Raw genomic sequence first — 23,096 nt, forward strand, 5'->3', positions numbered from 1 at the left:
ACGTTCCGCCGCCGCTGGTCACGCCCCACACGGACCCCGCAGACACGGGGGAGTGAGAGCCCTCGGAATCATCGTGCGCAAGCGGTCCCCTCTACAGGCGAAGAGGCGGAGGCGTCGTGGAGGTCGGCGCCGGTGTCTGCGTCCCGATGGGAGTGGCCGATCCCGTGCCAGTCCAGGCACATGACGGTCGCGTCGTCCTGCAAGGAACCGTGGTTGCCATCGGCTACCGCGGCGATGAGGGTGCGGGCGGCCTTGCGGGGATGCAGCGCGCGGGTGCGGACGATCAGGTCCGGCCGATCAAGGCTGTGGGCGTTGCGTTCCAGCACGCCGTCGGTCAGCATCACCAGCCGGTCGCCCGGCCACAGGTCCAGTGGCTGGACGCGGTAACCCTGCGGTGTGTGAAAACCGGACCCGAAGCCGAACGGCATATCGATCTCCGGAGCGATCTCCTGCACCTCTCCGTCCCGCATCCTCAGCGGCCAGGGGCGCCCGGCATTGAGAAACTCGATTGTGCCGTCGAGCAGGTTGATGCGCAGGAGCTGACCGGTCACGTAGCCCTGGCGACCGTGCTCGCGCACGGCCTGATCAGCCTGACGGCCCTGTTCGGCGAGGCCGGCAACAGCGCGCCGTGCCCGGCGCAGCGCACCCACCAGGAGAGTTGCGAGCAGCGCGGCATCGACATCGTGGCCCATGGCATCGGTGACGGAGAGCTGGACCGTGTCCCGGTCGACCACGTAATCGAAGGTGTCACCTCCGACGTGGTCGGCCGGCTCCAGCGCCCCGGCCAACGCGAACTGGGCCGCCTCATACGCCAGCGATGCCGGGAGCAGCCTGTGCTGGATCTCCGCGGCCGGGCTCAGCGGGGCGGTGCCGGCGGCCCCACTGGTACACGTCGGTGAAGGACCGGTTCGCGATGATGATGTACGCCAGGGCGTGCGCAGTCTCGCTGACTTCTTGCATCACCTCCGCGTCCGGCGCCGCGGGCAAGAACAGTTCCAGGAGTCCGATGGCGTCCTCACGGTTGGTGCGACTCCACGGGAGCTGCGGCCTCCGCCGCCGCCAGTGCCCCCGCCAGGGGCATTGCCCTGCCCCGACCACCCCCGCTGCCGGGCAGTCGACTGGTCGGCCTGCCTTGTTCGGCAGGCCCCCATACGGCCGCGCTGACGCCTCGCTCTTTTCCGCCCGCTCACGCTCAGGGCCCCCTGCGAGCGGGGGAGGGCGGCATTACGACCCGGTGCCGGTCCTCTGTCACTTCATCATGAAACACCCGAAAGTACACCGAGGTTCACGCCGACTCATGGTCGTAGACGCTGTCCGTGCGGCATGTCCCGGACGACGCTGCCCTCGGAGCCCTACTTGACGGAGTTGGGCAAGGTGCCCGGCCCAGGTCGCCTACTGTGCCGAGATGCGGGACCGGCCCGCCCAGGACCTTGAACACCGGATGACAGCACGCACGCTCCGTTCCACCGCCCGGCGCGTCCAGTCCCTGCAGGCCGAGGCCAAAGACCTTGAGAAAGAGATCCTCACCCTGATCCGGAAGGTCGCCCCAGAACTCCTTGGTCTGCTCTGGTCAGTCGGCGTTCCTGCGAGTGGCCGTGTCGGGTCAGGCGTCCTGCCGCATCCGGCACTGGGTGCAGGTAAGCCTCATGACGAGCGGTAGCCACCGGTCCGCCTGCGAAGAAGCCCATCGGCGGGAAGCCGTTCGACTCGTAGTAGCGGACGGCGCGGGCGTTGTCGCCGCGGTCCGCCACGAGCGGCCCCCGACAGATCCTCCCTCTGATGAAACTGCCCAAAGCCTCACGCGCCAGCCAGATCCCGCTGGCAGCTGACCGTTGTCACTGAAGGCAGTCGCTCGGCCGATGAGCTCAGTCCGCTCGATTCCGCACGCGAGGCAGCGGAGCGTCGGGCCGATGAGTCTGCCGGTTGCCTGCAGTCTTCCTTATGACGTTTCCGTCCCTCTGCAGATCAGGAAATGCAGGTCCCGGTGTCATGGAGGAGAGAAGGAGACCAGGATGAACCCGATTCGGCTGTACATGTCGATGTCGCTCGACGGCTATATCGCCGGCCCGGACGATCGGCCAGGGCAGGAGCTCGGACGTGGCGGTGGTCGGCTCTTCAATTGGCTCGACGACCGGAAGTCCGACGGTCCGAGTGGCCAGGTCTTCCGTGAAGCGATGGCAACCGGCGCGGTGATCTCCGGGCGTCGGACTTTCGAACTCGCCGGGCGCCGGCAGGGCGACCACCACTCCGGTGTGCCGGTCTTTGTCCTCACCCACCAGGTGGATGACGGGGACACGCCACCCGGCCACACGCGCTTCGTTACCGATGTCGAAGACTGCGCCCGGCAGGCTCGCGCAGCCGCAGATGAGCGGCCGGTCATGGTCCATGGGGCCGGGGCGGCCCAAGCGCTTCTCCGGTCCGGACAGGTGGACGAGATGGAGATCCACCTGATTCCCGTCCTCCTCGGGGACGGCCGACGGCTGTTCGACCACCTGGGTAGCGAGCACATCGAACTCGACCTCGTCCGACGGCTCGAGGATCGAGACGTCACACACCTCCGATACCGGGTGCGCCGCCCGGAGGAGGTCGCGTGAAGACGCTGTTCGTCTCCTACCGCATCAGCGACCTGGACCGCTCGCTCGGCTTCTACGCCGCCTTGGGCTACGCCGAACTGGGCAGGGTCGAGGTCGGCGAAGGGGCTCGCCTCGTGATCCTCAAATTCCCCGGCGAACCGGCGGCCTCGCTCGAACTTGTCCACCGCCCCGGCGACGGACCGGTCGAGGTGGGCGACGGTTTCGATCACCTCGCGATCCAGGTGGAAACGCTCGCCACGACCCTGGAGAGGCTGACCGAGGCCGGTCTGGCGCCCGGACCTCTCCAGTGCCCGGGCGGCCCTCACGGCCCGAAGACGTCATGGCTCACGGACCCGGACGGCTACCGGATCGAGTTGGTGGAGTGGCCGTCCGGACATCCCGACGGCATCACCGCAGGAGACTTCGCCTGAGGCGGACACGATCTGTGGACCCGAAGCTCCCACATACGCGACCGGACACCCCACCGCATCCACAGGGCTGGCGATAGCTTCCGACCGGCCGCTGATGATGACGCGAGTCTCGCGAGGCCCCCTTCGCCCAAGTGATCACAGAGCGTGCGAGCCCACTCAACGGGAGACGGCCGCGGGTGGGATCTGGGATCTGCCTCAAGGCCCATGCCGAGGAGGATCTGAGTGCCACAACTGCTCTTCTCAGTAGCGGAGTTGCAGCGCGAGCTGAGTGGGAATCGTGAAGAGTCCGCGCATGCCTCCTGGAATCCGGTCACGGGAGCGGAACACTCGAAGGATTGCTCGGCGCTTCCGAACAAGTCGGGAGTCGTCCCACGCGACGGGAGACTGATCAATGATGCTCACCCAAGCGCGGCGCAGAGTGCGGACGGCCGCACTCGCGCTTTCGGCCATCGTGGCTCTCGCCCTCGGCGCGCATGCCGCGACCGGCGCGGTTGCCGCCCCTGCCCCGGCGAAGCAGGGGCCGACCTCAGTGGCGTACGTCGAGGTGAACAACAACAGCATGCTGAATGTCGATAAGTACACCCTTGCCAACGGTGGTGGCAACGTCTTCGACGTTGCCGTGATCTTTGCGGCGAACATCAACTACGACTCGGGCACGAAGGCGGCGTACCTGTCCTTCAATGAGAACGTCCAGCGCGTCCTTGACGACGCCGCCACGCAGATACGACCTCTGCAGCAGAAGGGCATCAAGGTCGTCCTCTCCGTCCTGGGAAACCACCAGGGCGCGGGTTTCGCCAACTTCCCGTCCCAGCAGGAGGCTTCGGTGTTCGCGAAGCAACTGTCGGACACAGTGGCCAAGTACGGTCTCGACGGCATCGACTTCGATGACGAGTACGCCGAATACGGCAACAACGGCACTGGTCAGCCCAACGACAGCTCGTTCGTGCACCTGGTGACGGCGCTGCGCCTGAACATGCCGGACAAGATCATCAGCCTCTACAACATCGGCCCGGCCGCGTCGCGCCTCTCCTACGGAGGTGTCGACATCTCGACGACGTTCGACTATGCATGGAACCCGTACTACGGCTCCTGGCAGGTCCCCGGCATCGCACTGCCCAAGTCAAAGCTGTCGCCGGCGGCCGTCGAAATCGGCCGGACCTCGCAGAGCACCGTCGCCGACTTCGCCCGACGCACCGTCAGTGAGGGCTACGGGGTATATCTGACGTACAACCTCGACGGTGCCGACCGCAGCGCCGACGTCTCGGCCTTCACCCGAGAGTTGTACGGCAGCGATGCCGTCTTCACCCCGTAGGGCGGGCTCGCGCCGCCGTGGGCGGCGGTCCCTTCGCGAGTCCGAAGGATGAACCGATGGCGCGGCGTATGTACGCCGCTAGCGCGCCGGTGATCGACGGCATCCAGAAGGACGTGCACTGAGCGTCCTCCAACCTCAGTGCCTGAGCCTCTGACCCAAGGCTCCCCCCGATGGCTGTGTGTACATCTGGGTGGAGGTCAGGCGGCCAATCCATCCCTTCGCCCGAGGCAGGCTGAATCTCACCTCACCTGAGACTTTGCGGAGTGCGCCCCTGAAGTCCTCTACGGCGGCTGCCGGCTGCTCCACCAGGTCGGGGGAGAGGTGGTTGGTGAGCCATTCGGGCAGCAGGATGCCCGCGGGAGCGTCTGGCCGGCGCTCGCGAGCGGCCCGGCATACTGACTCCGCTTTGATCATCAGCGATCGGTACGCCTATCCGCAGGCCCCTACCGGTTCAGAACGGGTCACCACGCGACCCTCAGGAGGAGAACCACCACCATGGCCGCCACGTTCAAGACCGTCATAGAAGTCAACCCCGAACACCTCGATCAGGCCCGGGCCATCGACCGGCTGTTCCAGCAAGCGATCGCCCCGGCTACCGTCAACTTCGACTTCGGCCACATCAGGGCCGCTGCCGCAGCGATCCCCGACAGTTCGATTGTCAAGATGGTGCGTGGCTGGGGCCTTCAGGAGACCGCTCCGGTTGCCGTTATGGCGCTCTCGCTCAAGGAGGCGGTACGCCAGGCGCTCCCTGAGGAGTTCGCCGGGGCCGCGTTCTGGGGCACCGTCGAGCAGGAACTGGTCGAGGCATTCACCGGACTCGCCGCCCAGGAGGGGACTCCGGGGCTTTCGTACTACGACCAGTCCCCGGACCGGACCAGCTACTATCGCGACTTGTTCTTCGCCCTTCAGGGAGCGGAGACCGGCGCTCACATGTACGCGATCGCCTTCTGTATCGATGTGACCGTGGGCCTCGACCCCGCCGGCGCGGGAGCCCTGGAACTCACGGACATTGCTCCGTACCAGATCCGGCTCAACGCGATCGTCGTTCGTCAGCAACTGAGCGTCGCAGCCTGAACCCTGGCCCACTCGCGCCGACCGTCCCGCCGTCCCGGGCCGGTTCTGCACACAGGCAGGTACACGCGCACAACTGACCCGCCCCGCTCCGCGTCGAAGAGCAGGTGGACGGGCCGTGTGCATCTCGGTCGTGAACTCGTCTGCCAGGGGCCTCACCACGTCCGGCGCGCGATGCCGCAGTCACCCCGCCGAGCCCACCAGGCTGGAGCGGGCAACGAGGGTTTGCAGGGTGCGGGGGACCGACGAAGTCGCCCCAGCCGTCCCAGTAGCCCCTCCGTCGGCCGCGCCGAGCGTCGAGCTGACGATCAACGAGGTCCTGCACGCCCGCAACGAGAACAACACCGTCGACCTCTACCTCGTCAGTGACATCAGTGTCGACACCCGCACCGCCCCGTACACCCCCAGCGAAGGGACCCTGTCGCGTACGTCGACTGGGAACCGGCCGAAGAGGACCTCCGGCCCCGCATGTACGAGTACCGGCTCCCGGAGACGACCGGCTGAACCCGATGCACAGAGACCGGTCCGACCACGCTGCCCGGTGCAGCACACGGATCCTGCCCCCTCGTTCCTGGCGGGCACAGTCATGCACGCACCACCCCGCCGCGTCGCACCGGACTGACCGGGTCACCGATTCATCACACCGAACTGGTCACCGCTCGCCACAGGTCCGGTCCGGGCCCGACCAGGCGCCCGGCCTTCCGTCAGCCGTGGCTCGTGCGCCGCTGACTTTCCCGACCTTGCGCCGCTTCTGAGGACAAGAGCGTGAGACGAAATGGCGTGTCCCCGGAACGAGACAGCCGAGGGCAGTTCAGGTCACGGTGGCGGAACGGGACATGTGAGCGGGTGTCTCCGAAGCTATACAGGACTGCCGACCAGTGTGCTTCACGGAGGTCACATGCCCCAGGACATTGAATTCCACCTCCCTTTCCCGAGCGCCCTCAGCCCTGATCTGGAGGGGGCTCGGCAGCGGAATCTGGCGTGGACTTCCGGCATCGGCCTGGTCGCGGAGGGGCGCTCGCTGCAGTGGTTCGCGTCGTGGGACATGCCGCGGCTCGCGGCCCTGGGCTTCCCCTACGCCCAGGGTCCGGCACTGGATCTGTGCGTGGACGCGATGGCGTTCTTCTTCGTCTTCGACGACCAGTTCGACGGTTCTCTGGGCCTCGCCCCTGCCCGGGCTGCGGCCGTGTGCCAGAGGATGATCGACATCGTTCATGGCGCAGGCCCCGCCCAAGCTGTGGACGCGTGCTCGGCGGCGTTCGGCGACATCTGGGCGCGGTGCACCCGTGGTGCGGATCCCGGCTGGGTCGCACGGTGCGCGCACGAGTGGGAGTACTACTTCGCCACCCAGGCCCACGAGGCAATCGGCCGGCTTCGCGGGACCCCGGGTGACATGGAGACCTACCTACAGGTCCGGCGCGGCATCGCGGGCACCGACCTCCCGCTCTCCCTCGGCGAGAGAGCCGCCGGCATCACCGTCCCCCCGGCCGCCTTCCACAGTCCGCAGCTGCGAATCATGCGCCAGGCCGCCATCGACGTCACCTTCATGTGCAACGACGTCTACTCCCTGGAGAAGGAGGAGGCACGGGGCGACATGGACAACCTCGTCCTCGTCATCGAACACGACCGCCACGTCACCCGCGACCAAGCCATCGAGCAGGCCAGGCGGGAAGTCGGCCGACGTGTCGAGCGGTTCCAGGAACTGGCCCGCCAGGTACCCGGCCTGTGTACGGAGCTCGGGCTGAGCGGCCCGGAGCGGGCCGCGGTGGAGGTGTACGTCGAGGTCATGGGCGCCTGGATGAGCGGCTACCACGCCTGGCAGACCCAGACCGACCGCTACACAGCCGCACCCCGCGTCCTGCCTCACACCGGCCCCGGGTACTTCGATCAGGTACTCCGGGCGTAGCCACCCCTTGCACCGGCTGCCCGGTCTGCGCAGTTGAAGGATCGCCTGCTGAGGTGCCTGTTCGGCATCACCGAGCAGGCCGCCTTGCGCTGTGCCGGCACTGCCTGCCCGGATCGCCGCGCGAAAACTGCCCAGGTAGCGGGACCACTCCGAGTCCGACACCGCAGCCAAATTCCGTGGCCGTAGGGCAATGGGTCCGGCATCATTCCCATGTGATTGTGATGCAGGCCGTCCTGGAGACTTCCGCTGCCGACGGCTTCTCTCTCTGGCCGGTTGACGAGTACAAGTCGCACGGCTACCTCGGCCTGGACCGGAAGCTGACTCCGGCCCAGGTCGGCACGGCCGTCATGCGGATCGCCGACTACAACTGCGCCGGGCCGGAGGAGGAGCGCGCGCCTTGCCCGGCCGACCCGCTCGGCACATTCCTGCAGGGGCTGCTCACCCTGCCTGATCTGCTGGCCGCCGGCGGGTTCCGGGTGACGGACAACGCCACCAGCACCGTCTTCGTCGAGCCGGGCTGCTGCAACGGCCTGGAGACCTGGCGGGACTGGCTGAAGGTGCTCGAGCCCGGCGGCTGCTGCTACTTCGGTCACGATCCGTCCTCGGTGGCCGAACGCGTCGGCGACGTCGTCAGGCTGACGTACGACGTCCACGGGACGGGGAGCAGCCCGGTGGTCGAGCTGCCGGCAGAACAGGTACGCACGCTGGTCGCCGGAGCCCAGCAGGACTTGCAGGACTTCCTCAGCGTTGCCGGAATCTGGGCTGAAGAACACCTGCCGGCACATGCCGCCGAAGTCACTGCCGCCCTGGCACGGGCGCTGGACCTGGCGTCCGCACGATGACCAGCTTCCTGACCCACCGGGCGCACGTGCACAACGTCCGCCTGCCCCTGCGCCGCCGGCACAGTGCGCTGCGGACCTGCATCACCCTCTTCGCTCCGTACGGCTTCCGTGCGACGTACCACCACCTCACGCTCAGTGCCGCGATCCCCCGGCGGCTGGAGGCGGACCCGGAGGCACTGGTGAGGGCGGTGGAGGAACTGCATGAGGCGCGGGTGCTGTGGCTCGCGCGCGCGCAGGAGTACGCCGCGCAGCGCCGGGCAGAGAAGGGGGCCGGGCGGCGGGCCGTGCCGAACCCGCGACCGTGGTGGCTACGGAGCAGGGGGAGGGCCCGGACCGCGCCTGGCGCCAAGACCCGTTCCGACACCCGTCACTACGACTGCCCGAGTACGTCCGGCGGCAGAACGCGATTCTGGACGGTGCTGTGCCTCCCGGCTGCCCGGCCTGCGGGGATGAAGGACCGCGGGAACTGAGCTCGACAGGGCACGGCTGGCTCGAACTGTGCCGTGGGTGCGCGTGGGTGCTGGCACCATGTCCGTGCGGGGAGCGGCACCGGTTCGTCACCGAGACCCCGTTCAACTGGAACGGGATCTTTCGGCGGGCGCACATGAGCGATGACGGCATGCCGAACCCGCATTGGCCTGTTTGGCCAGCCAGTTGAACGTGGCTGGGGGTGTCCGAGTGCGGCAGCTCAGCGGGGCGGTGCGCGCTCTTCAGATCGTTGACCGCATCCCGCCCTTGCGCAACGTTGCGGGACAGCCCCTGGGCAGGGATGAAGGCAAGCTCCGCCCGGGCCGCCGGCGGCTGTGCAAGGCGGAGAGGACCCGCCTGGGTATCTGCCGGTTCTGTAGCGAAGGTTCTGGCGGGTCAGGAGTGGTGGATTTCGGTGTCGCCGTTGACGGTGCGCAGGGTCAGGCGGCGGTGGGAGGTGCCGGGGGTGGTGGGGATGTTCGTGGCGGAACGGCCATTGACCGTGCTCACGTCTTGCAGGTACGCCGGGGCTTGGGCGGGGAGGGTCACCCGGACGGAGCCGTTGCGGGTGCTGCCGTCAACGGCGTCGGGCGGGGTCGTGCAGAGTAGTTCCACATCGCCGTTGACTGTCTCGGCGCCCACGGTGCGGGCTCTCAGGCCGGTGGCGCGGACCGATCCGTTGCGGGTCACGAGGTGGTCCCTGGTGCCCTTCGTGCCTGAATCCTGCACCGTGACATCGCCGTTGACGGTGCTCAGGCTCAGCGCGCCCCGGACGTCGCTCACGTCGATCCCAGCGTTGCGGGCCCGCACGGTGAGCGTTACCCCGGAGGGAACGCGAACGAGCGGCATCCCCCCGCAGTTGTCCCGTGCCCGCTCGTCCCCCTGGTCACAGGGCAGGTCGAGCGTGCGGTTGGTGCCTTCGGCGTCCCAGTGCGCGAGGGTTCCCGCATCCACCCGTACGGTGTCGGTATCACTTCCGGTGACCCGTACCCCGCCTTCGGTAGTGATCACGAGATGGCTGCCGGAGGGCAGCGAGGCCTGCCGGAACTCCTGCGCTCGGCCGTCCTGGGCCCACCCCGCCCCGCGCCGGTCCCGGTCCCGGTCCGCGAGGGGGCCACTCCGGCCGTCCCCATGACCGCAGGCCGTGAGCGCGAAAAGCGGCAGGACCAGGGCGCAGCCGACCAGGGCCGCGGCGGCCGTGCGCACACGACGGTCGTTGCTGGAACACGTTGATGTCGTCCGCATGCGGATACATGTGCCCCGGACGGGCGGCTTCATCAACGCCGCTGTCCCAGCGCCACGGGTCGTCCCCTCTTCCGGCCGGTGATTCATGCAAGGGTCGTTGTTCGGGGGTATGCGCAGCGCTTCGCTTCGCTCAGACCGGGGCAGGTCGTTGGGGCAGGAGGGCGAAGGTGGCATGGTGCCTGGATATGTGGCGGCTTCCGGCCTGGGCAGGGGTGTGTCGAGGGGGCCGGGGCGCCGGGGTGCGGCTCGTGTGGTGGACGGCCACCCGGTTTCGTCGAGGAACGGGGCAGGAATCGCAGCACCATGGAACGGGCGGTCAACTGGCTCGAGCAGCACCGGGCTGTGGCCCCTGGGGATGACACGAGCGGCTGCGTCTTTGTCGGGGCCGCCACCGCAGCGGCCCTCACCATCCGGTTCCGCCCATGATCGGCCGGAGAAGTCCTCACCGGCGCCGCGGTGCTCTCGAAGTGTGGCATGGGACGCCCAGGTCCGTCGTGCGTGGCCGCGCTGCAGGCCGCGTAGTGCGGTGTTCAGTTCGAGTGCCGCAGGGCGGGCAGGTCGGCGCACAGCGCGGCCGGGAAGGCGGGTTCGGTGCGATGCACGTCGGCGCAGCCGGCCTTGGTGCCGCGTGCGAGGGGCACCCAGCCCGACTTCTCGGCCCGGAAGAACCACCGATCGCCGAGGCTCGCCCCACAGCCCGGCGCCTGACCTTCGGCGCAGGCCGGGCCCATGCGCGAGGACACGTCGAACACCAGCCATTTCCCGTCGCAGTGCTCCTCGCCGCGGGAGGTGTGGTTGGGGACGTCGAGCGCCGCCACCGCCTGGTCGTAGGAGGCGGGGTGCAGCCGGTGGGCGCCGGGTGGCAGCCGCGGTCACCGCACACGCGCAGGCCGGACAGGCCGGCATCGTCCGCGGTGAACGTCGTGTCGTTGTCCACGACCAGTTCGCGGTCGCCGAGCGCGGAGGGCAGCCGCACCTTCGCCGTGCCGGTCGCGGTCTCCGAGCAGTCGGCGTGCGGGTCGCCGGTCAGGGCGGAGAAGGTGACCTGCACCCACACGGTGCGCTCCGACGTGTCAGTCACGACCGCCTTCAGCCCGCGCGCGCAAGTCTTCCCCTTGCCGGGCACCTCTGCGTCGACGCTGAGCTCGCGCCCGCCGTCGGTGAGCCGGGCGGTAGTCACGCGGAACGGCGCGAACGTCTGCCAGTGCGGCCCTTGCGCCGTTGGCGCCCCGGCCCCGGCCCGCTGGGTCCCGCAGGCGCTGAGCAGCAGCACGGCGACGACACTCAGCAGGACACCGGCCAGTGAGCTCCTGGACTGCATCTGTTCCGGACCCCCCATGAAAACGGTCGACCGGGCGACTATAGAACGCCGCGTACATGCCAGGTGCCGCCGCAGCAACCACGTCCCTCCACGGTGTACGAGAGGTGGAACAGGCGGCCGGTCAGCGTCTTCACCCGGGCCGGCGTCCACCGTCGATCGGACCACCCGTCAGCCAACGGGCCGCCCTTCAACTCCCGCTCCCGTCTGGCTGTCTGTATGCCCGACAGTCGAGGTCCCCCAGACGTTCCCCCAGACGTTCCCCCAGACGTTCCCTCCGACGCGCTGCCCCGGCCAGAGCCTCCTCACGCCGCCGGCGCCGCCGGCGCGCTCCACCGACCGCATGGAGACCCGTAACGCAGCTACGGGCTCCCGGTTCTTCTCGCCGACCTGGAAACCGTTCGCGTGCCGGGAGCCGCACCCGCCCGCCCTCCGGGCGCCGGTCAAGCCACCACTCTGCGGACAACCTCACCTCACCAGGACTGCCGAGGCCATCCGCCTGACGTCCGGCGAACCGCCCGGCATCATCTGAACAAGTTCGCCTGCGTGACCTGGTACGGCTGCGCCCCTGCGTCGCTACCATGGCCCGATGGCCGGGACGAGCAAGCCCATCGACACGCCGGCGCCCCGCGTGCTGGCCCGCGCCGGCCGGGAGAGTCTTGGCGAATTCGAGCAGCGGGTGCGCCGGCGCCCCGGTCTCGGCGGAGCGGCAGCGTGTCTGGTGATTCTCGTCGTCGTCATGAACTTCTTCGTCAACGGGCCGGAAAACGTCTGGGGCCGCGGCGTTGTGGTGGTCGGCCTCCTCATAGTCATCACATGGGGTTATGTCTGGTTTCACCGCATGCGTGGTGGGCTCTACCTGTTCTCGGAGGGTTTCGCCGACGCCGCCGGCAGGCGCGTGGTCGTCGTTGCGTGGTCGGACATCCGCTCGATCAAGGGCCACGGGACACAGTTCGCCGCTGGCTCACTTCCGGTAGGCAGCGCGTTCGCCTACGAGGTGGCGTTCACGGCACAGGTGACCGGCCGCGAAGCCGTGTGGGGGTTCAACACCACCTACAGCGGCGTAACGGAGCTCGCCGCACTGATTTCCCGGCGTTCCGGCGTCGCGGTGACCGGCCCCACCGGCCCGTACCAGCGGTGAAGTAGCGTCGAGGAAGCCACACTTGGCGACGACAGACCCGCCAGCATGGAGCCCCCGGACGATCCGGCTGATCTGTCTCGCCGGCGGCGACCTGTCCGGTGACAGCAAGCCTGCCTCACCCCTCGCCGATGACGAGTACGGAACGTGCATGAACTCCCAGGCCTGTGGCCCCGTTGTGTCCGGCACAGTTGCCTGCCGGCTGGGCGGCTGGGACTGTGGTCGCATGGTCGATACTCACTCGCGCGGGTACCTGCTTGCCGCACGCTGGATGCTGTGGTGCGGAATCGTGCTCTTCGTACTCGGTTTGGCCGGCGTTGCTGGTCCGCATAGCGACGGGGCGATGTCGTTCAGTTGTGAACCGACGTGCCGACGCGTGGAGAGCGGGCTGTGGAACATCGTGGGGACGGCCGGCGCGCTGAGTGCCGTGACGGGATTGGTGCTGCTGGTCGCGGCGTTCTTGATGGTCATGCTTCGTCGGCCCCGTTCCGAAGGGGAGCGCGCGAAAAGGTGAAGGGGCGCCGCCCGCTGCACGCAGGATCACCCGAGCCACGCGCCAGCGCCCGAGTTGTCCGGCACTGATGGAGCGCTCCTTTACTGCTTCGTTCGCGACTCTGCCGGCTGAGCATTCAGAGGCTCTGCTGCTCAAGGGGGTCGCCGCGGCGAATCGTTCCTGCGGTGAATGTTGACGCCCGTGCGGGTGAGAGACCGCTCCTGGGCATCCGCCGGGAGTGGTAAGGCAGGTAGAACGCGGGGGTGATCAAGAACTGTCTGCGCGGCTTCGCCGCGCTCTCCCTCACTCTCGTTCCACTCCTCGCTTCCGCTCCGGCACGGGCCGCCGGCCTTGCGGGCTGCTGAGGTGACCACGCTCGCCGATGCCGTCGCCCTGGTCACGACGGATGACGTGGACCGCACCGGCTACACCCGCTCGTCCTTCACGCACTGGAACTCCGGGGAACTGGCCGACGGCTGCGATCCCCGCAACGAGGTCCTGCTCGCGGAAGCGATCACGGCGCCGGGCGGTGGCGGCAAGGTACAGGCCGACCGGTGGCAGCTGGTGGTCGTACTACGACGGCCAGGAGGTCACCGACCCCGGCGCCCTGGACATCGACCAGATGGTGCCGCTTGCCGAGGCCTGGGACTCCGGTGCTTCTGCCTGGACGGCCGCGCGACGCGAAGACACTGCGAACGACCAGGGCGCGGCGACGTCGCCGGTCGCGGTGACTGTGCGTACGAACCGTCAGAAGTCCGACCAGGACCCCGCCCAGTGGCTGCCGCCGGCGCCGGAGGCGCGGTGACGGTGCGTGGGGGAGTGGGTGGTCTCCAAGCTGCGCTTGCACCTGACCGCGGTCGCGTCCGAGCTCGAGGCGCTGAAGGGGTTAGCCGAGGGCCCCTGCGAGGACAGCATCGTCGCCGACACCCCCGCCCCGTACTGCCCCCGTTCCGGGGGTGCCGGAGCCCAAAAGCGCCGGCCACCCCGGCGCGGACGTTTCCCGTTTGCTCCGTATGACCTGAGAGGTGTGTGTGATGAGCCGAGGCCTGATCGTCGTGGATGTGCAGAATGACTTCTGTGAGGGAGGCAGCGTCCCCGTCTCCGGAGGCGCACGGATCGCGACCGCAGTCGCAGAGCTGGTGGAGCAGACCGCGGGCGAGGACTACCAGTACGTCGTCGCGACCCGGGACCACCACATCGACCCGGGGAGCCACTTCTCGGACGACCCCGACTTCAAGAACAGCTTTCCCGTCCACTGCGTGGCTGGGAACGAGGGCGGCGAGTTCCACCCCAACTTCGCCCCGACGGCGAGGGGCGGCAAGGTGGACGCCGTCTTCTTCAAGGGTGCCCACAGCGCTTCCAAGAGCGGCTTCGAGGGAGCCGACGAACAAGGCATCTCCCTGGCCAACTGGCTGCGCGCCCGTGGGGTGGAAGAGGTCGACGTGGTGGGCATCGCCACCGACCACTGCGTGCGCGCGACCGCCCTGGACGCCGTCAAGGCCGGCTTCCGTGCCCGTGTACTCCTGGACTACTCGATCGGCGTCGCCCCGGACACCACAGCGTCGACCCTGGAGGACTTCCGCCAGGCAGGAGTCACAGTCTCCGGCCAGACACCCGTACCGCAATAGATGGCTCTGGGGTGTCTGAGGCAGGCGCCCGCGTACGCCAGCGGTACCGCTTGGTGACGGACCGGTCGACATCGGTGTCCTCGGCGAGGGGTTGAAGGTGCGGGAGGCCGGGGCGACCTTGACGGGCTGGGAGGCCGGCGCGCAGCGCCGGTAAATGGAAGTCACCGACTCCAAGAGGGGCGCGGCCACCGGTCCGAGAACACGGCGTGGAAGGTCGACGAGAGCTACCCGCACCGCTCTCAGCCTTGTGTAAAGGTCAAGGGTTCACGACCGGTTGCCCCGCGTCACCGGCGCGCTGGCCTCGCGGAGATCTCGAACGGGGCCGACCGCCTGGCGCCGGGCCTGGACCACCGCGTGGACGTGCTGCCCCATGCAGCCTTGAGCTGGGGCCCGCCACGGACGGCACCACGTGGCGACAGCTCCGCCTCGCGGGACCGGCCATGCCGTCGCGCATCCCCCGCAGTATCGTCGGCCGGTCCAACCCGGCCGGCCGGTACTCGACCCGCCCGTCGCGCAAGCCATCGGCCAACTGGGCCTCTTCGAGGCCGATCGGGACACTGGCGTGCTTTGGTCGGCGCCCTGTTGCCACCACCAACACCGTCGGTGCACGTCCTGCTGGCGGACTTCGCCCGTCACACATCCGAGCACCGCTGGACCGCGAACTCCGCCGAGGCCATGTCCCGCCTCCTGCGCATAGCCGCCACCAGGCTGGGCGCCGACGCCATCTACCCCACCGCGCCGGCGGCTCGGTCCCTCGCTGTCAGCGGAGAAACCGGAGGCGGAGTCGACGACGGACATCACGGCAGTGACCGGCTACTCGCCCGGACCGGTCATGACGGGGACCCTCGATATTGGCTCTGCCCGGATTTCCGCAGGATCCCAGGCAGACTTCTAGGTCGGCAACGTACTGCTGCCAGCCTTGGGGCCGCCGCCGAACCTGGCCAGTGCGACGTCGCGGCCGCCGGGGCAGCCCAGGTTCTTCTCCAGTTCGATGACGCTCACCTCGCCCGGCAGACCGGGGAAGTCGGGGAGCGCGGAGCCGTTGCCGACGATGGCGCTGCGCGTCGGCGCGACATCCTGTTCTGCGACCGACGCCAGCAGCGCCTCGACCAACTGGCCGGGTTCCTGCTGGAACGCTCGGTCAGCAAGCAGAGACAGGGTTCCGCAGGAGGGGCCGGGATGTTGTGCGTGTACGACATCCACACCTCTTGTGGCATGTCCGGATCCATACGAGGACATGCTCCCGCGTATGAAATGGAGCCGGACGCGTGCACTGGTGCTTGCGCTGCTGGCCGCCGCTTTCGTCGGCTATGCCCTGCTGTTGTGGCAGGGCCCGTGGTGGTTGGACGGCGATCGACTACGCCGACGCGATCTCCAGCCGGCGGACGGGGTGGTGATCACGGGGTTCCGGACGACGCTGGTGGCCCTCGGCGCTGGTGCGGTCGCCGGGCAGGTCTTTTCTACACCGACCGCACGCTGCGGCACACTCGTGACCGGGACCGCGAGCAGGCCGAGATCGCACGGGACGGCCAGGTGACCGCGCGCTATGTGGAGGCCATCAAACTGCTTGCTTCTGACCGTACGGTCGAGCGCCTGGGCAGCATCTACGCTCTGGAGCGGATCATGCGGGACTCCGCCAAGGACCACCTCACGGTGGTCGAGGTCCTCGCGGCGTTCGTCCGAGACCAGGTTTCGATAGCCCCTGATACGGAGTTGGCATCCGCAGCGCAGCTGGAGGAGTCCGTCCAGGCCGCCTTGACGGTGATGGGGAGAAGGCCGCTGTTGGAGGAGCCGTTCCGTATAGACCTACGGCGTACGGACCTGCGCGGAGCGGACCTTCAGAACGCCCGGCTGGGGCGTGTACGCCTCGCTGGTGCGCGTCTGGAGGGTGCCAACCTGATTGGAGCGCATCTGGAGCAGGCGTGGCTGCGGGAGGTCCGCCTCAATGGCGCGTGGCTCGACAGCGCCCACCTTGAAGGCGCGTACCTGAGAGGGGCCGACCTACGCGGCGCGAGTCTCAAGGAGGCTCACCTCGCGCGAACGCGTCTGTTCGGAGCGGACCTGTCGACGGCAGTCGACCTGACTTCGGATCAGGTGGGCGAGGCGCTGCTCGACGTGGAGACGAGGCTGCCTCCCGCACTGGATGGCACGGTTCGAGCAGACCCGTGATCGCCCGGAGAAGTCCTGACCGGCGCCGGCGCCTGTCCTCCTACGGGGCCCGCTCCTGGCGGGCCGCGGAGTGGTGCCGCTCGTGCGGAGCTGGTTAGTCCTGGGTGGCGGCGGGCTGGTCCATTTTTTGACGGAGGCTCAACGGGCGCATGTCCGTCCACACCTCGTTGATGTGCGCGAGACATTCTGCCTTCAGGCCGGTTTTGCCCTCAGCGCGCCACCCCAGGGGAGTTCCTTCTCTGCTGGCCAGAGGCTGTACTGCTCCTCCTCGTTCACAACTACCTGGTACTTGCGGTTGTCTTCCTCTTCGTTCCAACTCACCTTGAGTTCCCCTCAGCTGCTGGTCGGTTGCCAATCTCTGAACGAGGGAAGCGCTACCACGTCACGTTCCGGCACGCCCCGGACCCGGGCCCGATGCAACGGGGCGGTCGATCTTCAACAGCAAACGGTCATGGTTCAGCGGCTCTGGACATCGAGAGAGCGGCCTGGCTGGCAGGCTGTTTTGCCTGCTCTGCGCAATTCTGGGGTGATGTGAGTTGCGTCGGAGTTGGCGTTTCTCGTCGAGGTCTGCCGTGGCCGAGGTGGCCATGGCCACGCCCAACGCACGCACATGCCGAGTTCAGGGTGTCTGCGGGAGCGCGCACGCGATTTCGGTCGTGCCGATGAGTTTTGTGCGGATCAGTAGTCGATACGGCTGGATGCACCGACAGCGGTGGGCCTGTGCTGGGGACGTTCCAGCGCGGGAGGAAGCAGATGGAGGCTGTGATGAGCGTCGACGAATCCGACCAGGGGCACGCGATCCGGACGGGCGGGCAGGGAACGCGGGTGGGCGTTCCCAGGGTGTTGGTGGCGGGGGCGAGCATCGCGGGGCCCGCGCTGGCTCACTGGCTGCGCCGGCGGGGGGCTGAGGTGACGGTGGTGGAGCGGGCTCCCGAGCTGCGACCCGGCGGGCAGGCGGTGGACGCGCGCGGGGTCGCCAAGGAGGTTATCGGGCGCATGGGTCTGGACGCGGCGGTGCGCGCGGCGTGCACCGACACCGCCGGCGCGCACACCGTGGACGCGGACGGGCAGGTGCTGGAGACCTTCCGTGCCGACGACGACGGTGGCGACGGGTTCATCGCGGACATCGAGATTCTGCGCGGGGACCTGTCCAAGGTGCTCTACGACGACACCCGCGACGGCGTCGAGTACCTCTTCGGCGACCGGATCGCCGGGCTCGCTCAGGACGCGGACGGGGTCGACGTGGTCTTCGCGGGCGGCGACCGGCGGCGCTTCGACTTGGTGGTCGGGGCAGACGGGCTCCACTCGGAGCTGCGAGGGATGGTCTTCGGGCCGCACGAGCGGTTCCTCCGCCACCTCGGGCAGGTGCTGGCCTTCTACAGTGTGCCCAACGAGTTCGGGCTGGACCGCTGGCTGCTGGAGTACCAGGATCAGGAGTCCGGGCGCTCCGCCCTCCTGCGGCCCATCCAGGACGCCACCCGGGCGATGACCATGTTCTACTTCGCCTCGGCCGGCTTCGAGGTCGACCACCGTGACGTCGCGGCCCAGAAGGCCCTGCTGCGGGAGCGGATGTCGGGCCTGGGCTGGTGGACCCCGGACATCCTCGCGCACCTGGACGACGCCCCGGACTTCTACCTCGACCAGGTCGCCCAGGTGGTGATGGACCGCTGGTCGAGTGGACGAGTGGGGCTCCTCGGAGACGCGGCGTTCAGCTCGTCGCCGATGTCCGGGCAGGGCACCGGGCTGGCCCTGGTCGGCGCCTACCTGCTGGCCGGAGAGCTGGCCGCTGCCGGATGGGACCCCGACGCCGGGTTCGCCCGCTACGAGGCGCGGATGCGCTCGTTCGTCGAGGCCAACCAGGAAATCGGCCGGTTGAACGCCCGCAGTCGCGACGTCCCCGGGCCAGACGCCGAGCCGCGCCCCGACTTCGCCGGTGAATGGTTCACGGACCTGGTCGGGCGCGCGATCAACGGCGTCGAGCTGCCCGACTACGCGGGGGTGCCGGACTCCGCCAAGCCGTAGGTGACCCACGACGCGTCGAGAGAAGCCGCGCTTTGGTAGGGCACCCGGACGACCTCCGCTCATGCTGCATGGTGCGCGCGGGGGCGTCCGTGCGCCGCCACTGTCGCGGCCGGCTGGTGGAGGCGCACGTGCCCCTGCAGCGCAAGGTGGGCGGGCATGACGACCTCGACAGCAGACCGCGCGCGATGGAGGTTCTCTCCCACCCAGAAAGCTCAAAATCTATGCTTGTCAAACTAGACTTTGCTTGTTGGCGCAGCTATGGTTCCTGTCGTGGTCAAGGCTGGCATGCCCGGGCGGAGCCGAATGACCAGGCAGAAGGGCGCGACTGTCTTCGGGCTGCGGGCGTTCGCCTGGAAGCGCGGCACCGGGTGCAAGCCAGCTCAGACGCAGGAGGGGTGACGGGGCAGGTAGCCGAAAAGTTCTCCCGCAGGCCACGGAGCGGTTCGCCCATCTCAGCAGCAGGTGCCAGCACTAGGTAACGGTAAGTGAGGGAAAGATCGCGATGTCGACACGCGAATGTGTGCAGCAGACGGCTGCTGATGCCGGCCCGGCGGCGCTCCCGAAGATCGCCGTCCCGCAGGAGATCGCACCGAAGGACGCCCGAGCGATCAGCAGGCTGTTCTTCGACCGGCTGCCGACCCTCGAAGAGGGCACCGCGGAATACCAGTACGCGCGCAACACCCTCATCGAGATGAACCTGTCGTTGGTGTACTTCGTGGCCGCCCGCTACCGCAACCGCGGCAGCGGTGAGATGGAAGACATCGTGCAGGTGGGCACCATCGGTCTCATCAAAGCCATCGACCGCTTCGAGCTGTCCCGCGAAGTCGAGTTCACCTCCTTCGCGATCCCTTACATCAGCGGCGAGATCAAGCGGTTCTTCCGCGACACCACGTGGTCGGTCCACGTTCCAAGGCGCCTTCAGGAACTCCGGGTCGTCCTCGCGAGGGTCAAGGAGGAGCTCGCCACGGGCCTGGGCCGGGAGGCCACAGTCGCCGAACTGGCCGGGCACCTGAAGATCAGTGAAGAGGACGTCGTCGAGGGTCTCATCGCCTCCAACGGCTACACTGCGGCCTCCCTCGACGTGCCCGTCGACACAGGCGAGAGCAGCCCTGGCGCGGCGCCCCGGACCCCCGCCGACCTCATTGGTGGCTGCGACCCCCGGATGGAACTGGTCGAGAACCTCCACTCCCTCGCCCCCTTGCTCGAGACCCTGGACGAGCGGGAGCGTGCCATTGTCCAGATGCGTTTCGGGCAGGAGATGACCCAGGCTCAGATCGGCGAACAGCTCGGGCTTTCCCAGATGCACGTCTCACGCCTGCTCATCCGGATCCTCGGCCGCCTCCGAGAGGGCATCCTCACGGAGGACTGATCGACGCCCAGTCCGCCTGGCCCTGAGGACGCGGGCCGTCACCACCGAAGCCCGGTAAGGGGCGGGCAACGCTGGAGCAGGCCGCGAAGAAGGTCGCACTGCACCCCGAGCCGGCGGGCGCAGCGCTCGCCCGCGTCCGGGAGCGGCCATGCGGGGCGGGAGCCAATGGACAACCGGGCCCGTGTCAGACCGGCCCGGGGCACGACTCGTACCTGTCCGGCGTCGGCGTCGGCTTCTGCGGTGAGAGCGACGCGGGTCCCGTCGATGCCGCCTCACTCGCTGATCCAGGACGCCTTCGGTCGGCCGTCGCCACGTCAGACCACCAACCACGCACCATGGTCCGATCCCCATCATCGCCGTCGAAATACGCCATGCGCAGGGGATCCTCCCCTCGCAGATACCGAAGCCGGGCCGTCGGGCACCCAGGTCATGGAGGGTGCCCGACGGCCGGGCGGGTTCAGCTACCGCCTACGGCGCCTCAGGCAGACGGCAGAGGACAGGCGTGGGTGTCGGGGAAGGCTCCCAACAGATCCGGGCGCGCTGGAATCAGATGTTGAGCGGGTCTCGACCCACACCACGTGGCATCTCTGACTGACCGACTTGGCCCAGATGGGCTGGGAACCCCATGAGATCGCCGAGACCGCCGAGGACGACGTCCGCACTGCGTCGTCGGAAGAGGGCCGGACCTCGGGCGACTGTCAAGACCGCACCAAGCTATGCCGTCCTTGTCCTGTGTGTCGCGACGGTGTGGAAGGGTGCCAACGTTGTCAGTGACAGGGGGAGAGGCTGTGGGTAAACAGGATGTGCGCAAGATGCTGCGGGAAATGGCGACCGGGGAGCCAGTTCAGGTCACCAGTGGCATGTCGTCCATTGACAATCTCGCCGAACTCGGCGTTGTAGCCGAGCAGTTCGGGTACCAGTACGTCGACGTACGGCGGGGCGGCGGGTATGTGATGTCCCTCGTGGCCGACCCCGCCCCGCGGGCCCGTGCGCGGGCCGCGCAGAACTGGGCGCAATATCCCAACGCCGTTGACGGGGGCGCGTTGCCGCCCTTCGTACCCGCCGCGTTCCAGCTCCTCAAGGCCCGCATCACGTTCGACCTCACCAGCGAGTACTCCGACAAGCAACGGTTGATCATCGCGAGTCTCGGCATCACCGTGATGGCCGTGAGTGTCGTCGCCTTGTTCGGCGCGGACACCACCTCCTTCGTCGTCGCTGGCGTCGTCTGGGTCCTACTGATGTGTCTCATACCCATCTTGAACGTCGCCGGTCGACGCTACAAAGCCAAGTACGCCGGCCGGCTGGCGGCTGCGGGGTTCACGCCGGTGACCGACGAGAGGGGCCGGCTGCGGTACCTGCCGCCGGGCGGCCAGCTTCCCGGGCGTGGCAATCCTTTCGCCTGAGGAATTGCGACGAGTTTCCCGCCGCGCCCCGCCGGGTCCCATCCGGGCGCCCGATCCCTCAACGCAGGGCCCTGCGCTCCTCGCTATCCTCCACCGAAGCCAACACCGCTCAACACCTGCCGCCCAACTTCAGTCCCACGCGCCCTCAGGTCGGCGAAGGTCAGCCGACCGCGCAAGCAGGCAGCCATTCCACCGGTGAGACATCGGCGTGCCTCACTGAGCCTTTTCCAACCTGTGCTGGCGGCTGTGCAGGGCAACAATCGCAGGGCTGCTCCCGGGCTCAACTGCCCTCGGAGTCCAGCCGCTCGGCGACTTGGAGCACGTACTCGGGGAGCTTCGACGTGGCGGCCAGGACCTCGATACCGATGAGGCGGCCCTGCTCGTCGAAGTCGAGGTTGACCATGCCGTCGACATCGATCGGATCGCAGGGATAGGTATGTGCTGATCTCACACTGACCTGTGGGTCGGTGAAGTATATGTACGCCGCGTTCACGGTCTTGTCGTAGGTGACTTTGACATCAGGCACGATGCTGGGGTCCTTTCTGCGTTGTTGGTTCCGGGCTCGTCAGTGCGCTGCGAGCTGCAGGGCGAGGACGGCCTTGACGATGGTGTTGACGCGGGTCGTACCGCAACGGAGTTTGCGCAGGAGGCGCCACGACTTGAGAGTGGCCATGGCCTGCTCGCCGATAGCGCGGATCTTGGCGTGGGAGGCGTTGACGGCTCGTTGGCCTGTGGAGAGTTTGCCCCAGCGGCCGCGGTAGGGGATGCGGACGGTGCCGCCTGCTCCTTGGTACGCCTTGTCCGCCCAGCAGCGGATGCCCGCTTGGGTCAGTGCGGCGGGGATGCCGTGGGTGGGGGTGGCCTTGATGTCCAAGGGCCCTCGACGGAGACGAGAGTGTCGTCGTAGACGTGGAAGGGCTCCTGCGGCCAGAGAGCCCGCTTTCGTGTCGCCATCGGGATGATGCCCAACGAGACGGCCGGCAGCGCCCCGGCCGTCAGAAGATGACCGAGCTGGGCCGCCGCGTCAGCAGCGGTCCCCAGCTGGTAGTACAGCACCGACTCCTCTATGAGAAGCAGACACCTGTGGCCTGGCTCATGGATCACCTCGGAGCGTTTGACCCTGGCCACGGCCGCTTCCGCACCATCGTCGGGAATGTCGAGGAGGCGGGCGTTCACGCTGAGCAGCGCACCGGCGTAGCCGACGGTCTGGACGAGGCCGGGCACGCTTGTGGGCGAGTACACCCGGAACACCCGGGTCGACCGGTATAGCCGCACATAGCTGTCCTACAGCTGCCGCAGGCCGGTGCGGACCCGGCGTCGCTGCAGCCTTCATGGGGACTCCCGAGAGCTCCGACCGGGATGCTGGGGGGGTACATGGACGACCAGGGAGAGCGCTCCCCGAAGCTAGTCAGCGCGCATGGCCACGTCAACGGTCTAGACGTGTAGTCGGATCAATCGGTAGTCATTCTCCGCTCACAGCTCTCCGTTCCGGAAATTCAACGGCCTTTGCTCCGACGTCTGTTGGTCACTGTTCGCGATTTCGGTCGTTTGCGTTGACAAGCGTTGTTCCCCTGCCCTTTGCTTTCGGGGATTCACCCCCACCGGTCCGGTGACAGTCATGCTGTCCGTACCTGGAGCCGCAACGATGAAACGATGGCGCATTTCCCTCGCGACCTGTCTGCTCTTCTTGGGACTCGCCGCGCCGAAC

The 23,096-nt window shown here is 68.2% G+C and carries 16 protein-coding genes and 8 pseudogenes; 16 read left to right on the forward strand and 8 right to left on the reverse strand.

Annotation, left to right across the window (positions count from 1 at the left end; genetic code table 11):
- Positions 1 to 68: 68 nt before the first annotated feature.
- A pseudogene (locus LNW71_RS34750) lies at positions 69 to 1,026 on the reverse strand (PP2C family protein-serine/threonine phosphatase); the annotation flags it as partial.
- 986 nt (positions 1,027 to 2,012) lie between these two features.
- Between LNW71_RS34750 and LNW71_RS34755 the strand changes: the two are divergent.
- The 7 genes and pseudogenes from LNW71_RS34755 (at position 2,013) to LNW71_RS34785 (ending at position 8,605) form a co-directional block, all read left to right on the forward strand.
- Positions 2,013 to 2,594 (forward strand): dihydrofolate reductase family protein, encoded by a 582-nt coding sequence (locus LNW71_RS34755; RefSeq protein ID WP_250971810.1) that lies wholly within the window; start codon positions 2,013 to 2,015, stop codon positions 2,592 to 2,594.
- Positions 2,591 to 3,004, forward strand: coding sequence for a VOC family protein (locus tag LNW71_RS34760; protein WP_250971811.1), 414 nt, complete (start codon positions 2,591 to 2,593; stop codon positions 3,002 to 3,004). Before LNW71_RS34755 ends, LNW71_RS34760 begins: the two co-directional genes overlap by 4 nt.
- 394 nt (positions 3,005 to 3,398) lie before the next feature.
- The gene (locus LNW71_RS34765) at positions 3,399 to 4,316 is read left to right on the forward strand and encodes an endo-beta-N-acetylglucosaminidase H (protein ID WP_250972256.1); all 918 of its coding nucleotides are present in this window, start codon (positions 3,399 to 3,401) and stop codon (positions 4,314 to 4,316) included.
- 477 nt (positions 4,317 to 4,793) lie between these two features.
- A pseudogene (locus tag LNW71_RS34770) lies at positions 4,794 to 5,390 on the forward strand (Type-2Aa cytolytic delta-endotoxin); the annotation flags it as partial.
- Between the two features lie 895 nt (positions 5,391 to 6,285).
- Complete coding sequence (locus LNW71_RS34775) at positions 6,286 to 7,293, forward strand: terpene cyclase (protein ID WP_250971813.1); 1,008 nt, start codon at positions 6,286 to 6,288, stop codon at positions 7,291 to 7,293.
- A gap of 221 nt (positions 7,294 to 7,514) precedes the next feature.
- Positions 7,515 to 8,135: a hypothetical protein gene (locus LNW71_RS34780; protein ID WP_250972257.1), complete on the forward strand. Its 621-nt coding sequence runs from the start codon at positions 7,515 to 7,517 to the stop codon at positions 8,133 to 8,135.
- Positions 8,132 to 8,605: a hypothetical protein gene (locus LNW71_RS34785; protein ID WP_250971814.1), complete on the forward strand. Its 474-nt coding sequence runs from the start codon at positions 8,132 to 8,134 to the stop codon at positions 8,603 to 8,605. Before LNW71_RS34780 ends, LNW71_RS34785 begins: the two co-directional genes overlap by 4 nt.
- A 394-nt stretch (positions 8,606 to 8,999) precedes the next feature.
- Here the strand turns inward: LNW71_RS34785 and LNW71_RS34790 are convergent, their stop codons facing one another.
- Complete coding sequence (locus LNW71_RS34790) at positions 9,000 to 9,809, reverse strand: DUF4097 family beta strand repeat-containing protein (protein ID WP_250971815.1); 810 nt, start codon at positions 9,807 to 9,809, stop codon at positions 9,000 to 9,002.
- Positions 9,810 to 10,378: 569 nt separating this feature from the next.
- Positions 10,379 to 11,169: pseudogene (locus tag LNW71_RS34795) on the reverse strand (hypothetical protein).
- Positions 11,170 to 11,755: 586 nt separating this feature from the next.
- On the opposite strand from LNW71_RS34795, the gene LNW71_RS34800 reads away from it, so the two are divergent.
- From LNW71_RS34800 to LNW71_RS34815, 4 genes and pseudogenes are all read left to right on the forward strand, one after another.
- Positions 11,756 to 12,307: a hypothetical protein gene (locus LNW71_RS34800; RefSeq protein WP_250971816.1), complete on the forward strand. Its 552-nt coding sequence runs from the start codon at positions 11,756 to 11,758 to the stop codon at positions 12,305 to 12,307.
- A gap of 22 nt (positions 12,308 to 12,329) precedes the next feature.
- Entirely contained in the window at positions 12,330 to 12,818 is a 489-nt protein-coding gene (locus LNW71_RS34805; RefSeq protein ID WP_250971817.1) for a hypothetical protein, read from the forward strand.
- A gap of 242 nt (positions 12,819 to 13,060) precedes the next feature.
- Positions 13,061 to 13,731 (forward strand): annotated as a pseudogene (locus LNW71_RS34810) (HNH endonuclease); the annotation flags it as partial.
- 100 nt (positions 13,732 to 13,831) lie between these two features.
- Positions 13,832 to 14,425 (forward strand): isochorismatase family protein, encoded by a 594-nt coding sequence (locus tag LNW71_RS34815; RefSeq protein ID WP_250971818.1) that lies wholly within the window; start codon positions 13,832 to 13,834, stop codon positions 14,423 to 14,425.
- 936 nt (positions 14,426 to 15,361) lie between these two features.
- Here LNW71_RS34815 and LNW71_RS34820 read toward each other — a convergent pair.
- Positions 15,362 to 15,583 (reverse strand): annotated as a pseudogene (locus tag LNW71_RS34820) (hypothetical protein); the annotation flags it as partial.
- 91 nt (positions 15,584 to 15,674) lie between these two features.
- Here LNW71_RS34820 and LNW71_RS34825 point away from each other — a divergent pair.
- Positions 15,675 to 15,962, forward strand: coding sequence for a hypothetical protein (locus LNW71_RS34825; RefSeq protein ID WP_250971819.1), 288 nt, complete (start codon positions 15,675 to 15,677; stop codon positions 15,960 to 15,962).
- Positions 15,959 to 16,594 (forward strand): pentapeptide repeat-containing protein, encoded by a 636-nt coding sequence (locus LNW71_RS36680; RefSeq protein WP_250971820.1) that lies wholly within the window; start codon positions 15,959 to 15,961, stop codon positions 16,592 to 16,594. The genes LNW71_RS34825 and LNW71_RS36680 overlap by 4 nt, the downstream gene beginning before the upstream one ends.
- Positions 16,595 to 16,688: 94 nt before the next feature.
- On the opposite strand, the pseudogene LNW71_RS34835 reads toward LNW71_RS36680, so the two are convergent.
- A pseudogene (locus LNW71_RS34835) lies at positions 16,689 to 16,915 on the reverse strand (MbtH family protein).
- A gap of 444 nt (positions 16,916 to 17,359) precedes the next feature.
- Between LNW71_RS34835 and LNW71_RS34840 the strand changes: the two are divergent.
- The 3 genes from LNW71_RS34840 (at position 17,360) to LNW71_RS34850 (ending at position 21,388) form a co-directional block, all read left to right on the forward strand.
- A complete protein-coding gene (locus LNW71_RS34840) occupies positions 17,360 to 18,616 on the forward strand; it encodes an FAD-dependent monooxygenase (RefSeq protein WP_250971821.1) in 1,257 nt (418 codons plus the stop codon).
- Positions 18,617 to 19,118: 502 nt separating this feature from the next.
- A complete protein-coding gene (locus tag LNW71_RS34845; protein WP_250971822.1) occupies positions 19,119 to 19,985 on the forward strand; it encodes a SigB/SigF/SigG family RNA polymerase sigma factor in 867 nt (288 codons plus the stop codon).
- Positions 19,986 to 20,773: 788 nt separating this feature from the next.
- Positions 20,774 to 21,388, forward strand: a complete 615-nt coding sequence (locus LNW71_RS34850; protein ID WP_250971823.1) for a hypothetical protein — start codon at positions 20,774 to 20,776, stop codon at positions 21,386 to 21,388.
- A gap of 280 nt (positions 21,389 to 21,668) precedes the next feature.
- Here the strand turns inward: LNW71_RS34850 and LNW71_RS34855 are convergent, their stop codons facing one another.
- From LNW71_RS34855 to LNW71_RS34865, 3 genes and pseudogenes are all read right to left on the reverse strand, one after another.
- Positions 21,669 to 21,914, reverse strand: coding sequence for a DUF2283 domain-containing protein (locus LNW71_RS34855; protein ID WP_250971824.1), 246 nt, complete (start codon positions 21,912 to 21,914; stop codon positions 21,669 to 21,671).
- Positions 21,915 to 21,953: 39 nt separating this feature from the next.
- Positions 21,954 to 22,244 (reverse strand): annotated as a pseudogene (locus LNW71_RS34860) (transposase family protein); the annotation flags it as partial.
- Between the two features lie 23 nt (positions 22,245 to 22,267).
- A pseudogene (locus LNW71_RS34865) lies at positions 22,268 to 22,708 on the reverse strand (Scr1 family TA system antitoxin-like transcriptional regulator); the annotation flags it as partial.
- Between the last annotated feature and the right edge of the window lie 388 nt (positions 22,709 to 23,096).

Origin of the sequence: Streptomyces sp. RKAG290 (genome assembly GCF_023701695.1) — a bacterium.
In the GTDB taxonomy this organism is placed as follows: Bacteria; Actinomycetota; Actinomycetes; order Streptomycetales; family Streptomycetaceae; genus Streptomyces.

What these genes read in the sequence shown, in the direction of transcription:
- LNW71_RS34755 (WP_250971810.1), top strand. Translation starts at nt 2,013, where the DNA reads ATGAACCCGATTCGGCTGTACATGTCGATGTCGCTCGACGGCTATATC.
- LNW71_RS34765 (WP_250972256.1), top strand. Translation starts at nt 3,399, where the DNA reads ATGCTCACCCAAGCGCGGCGCAGAGTGCGGACGGCCGCACTCGCGCTT.
- LNW71_RS34775 (WP_250971813.1), top strand. Translation starts at nt 6,286, where the DNA reads ATGCCCCAGGACATTGAATTCCACCTCCCTTTCCCGAGCGCCCTCAGC.
- LNW71_RS34780 (WP_250972257.1), top strand. Translation starts at nt 7,515, where the DNA reads ATGCAGGCCGTCCTGGAGACTTCCGCTGCCGACGGCTTCTCTCTCTGG.
- LNW71_RS34785 (WP_250971814.1), top strand. Translation starts at nt 8,132, where the DNA reads ATGACCAGCTTCCTGACCCACCGGGCGCACGTGCACAACGTCCGCCTG.
- LNW71_RS34800 (WP_250971816.1), top strand. Translation starts at nt 11,756, where the DNA reads ATGGCCGGGACGAGCAAGCCCATCGACACGCCGGCGCCCCGCGTGCTG.
- LNW71_RS34815 (WP_250971818.1), top strand. Translation starts at nt 13,832, where the DNA reads ATGAGCCGAGGCCTGATCGTCGTGGATGTGCAGAATGACTTCTGTGAG.
- LNW71_RS34825 (WP_250971819.1), top strand. Translation starts at nt 15,675, where the DNA reads ATGAAATGGAGCCGGACGCGTGCACTGGTGCTTGCGCTGCTGGCCGCC.
- LNW71_RS34840 (WP_250971821.1), top strand. Translation starts at nt 17,360, where the DNA reads ATGAGCGTCGACGAATCCGACCAGGGGCACGCGATCCGGACGGGCGGG.
- LNW71_RS34845 (WP_250971822.1), top strand. Translation starts at nt 19,119, where the DNA reads ATGTCGACACGCGAATGTGTGCAGCAGACGGCTGCTGATGCCGGCCCG.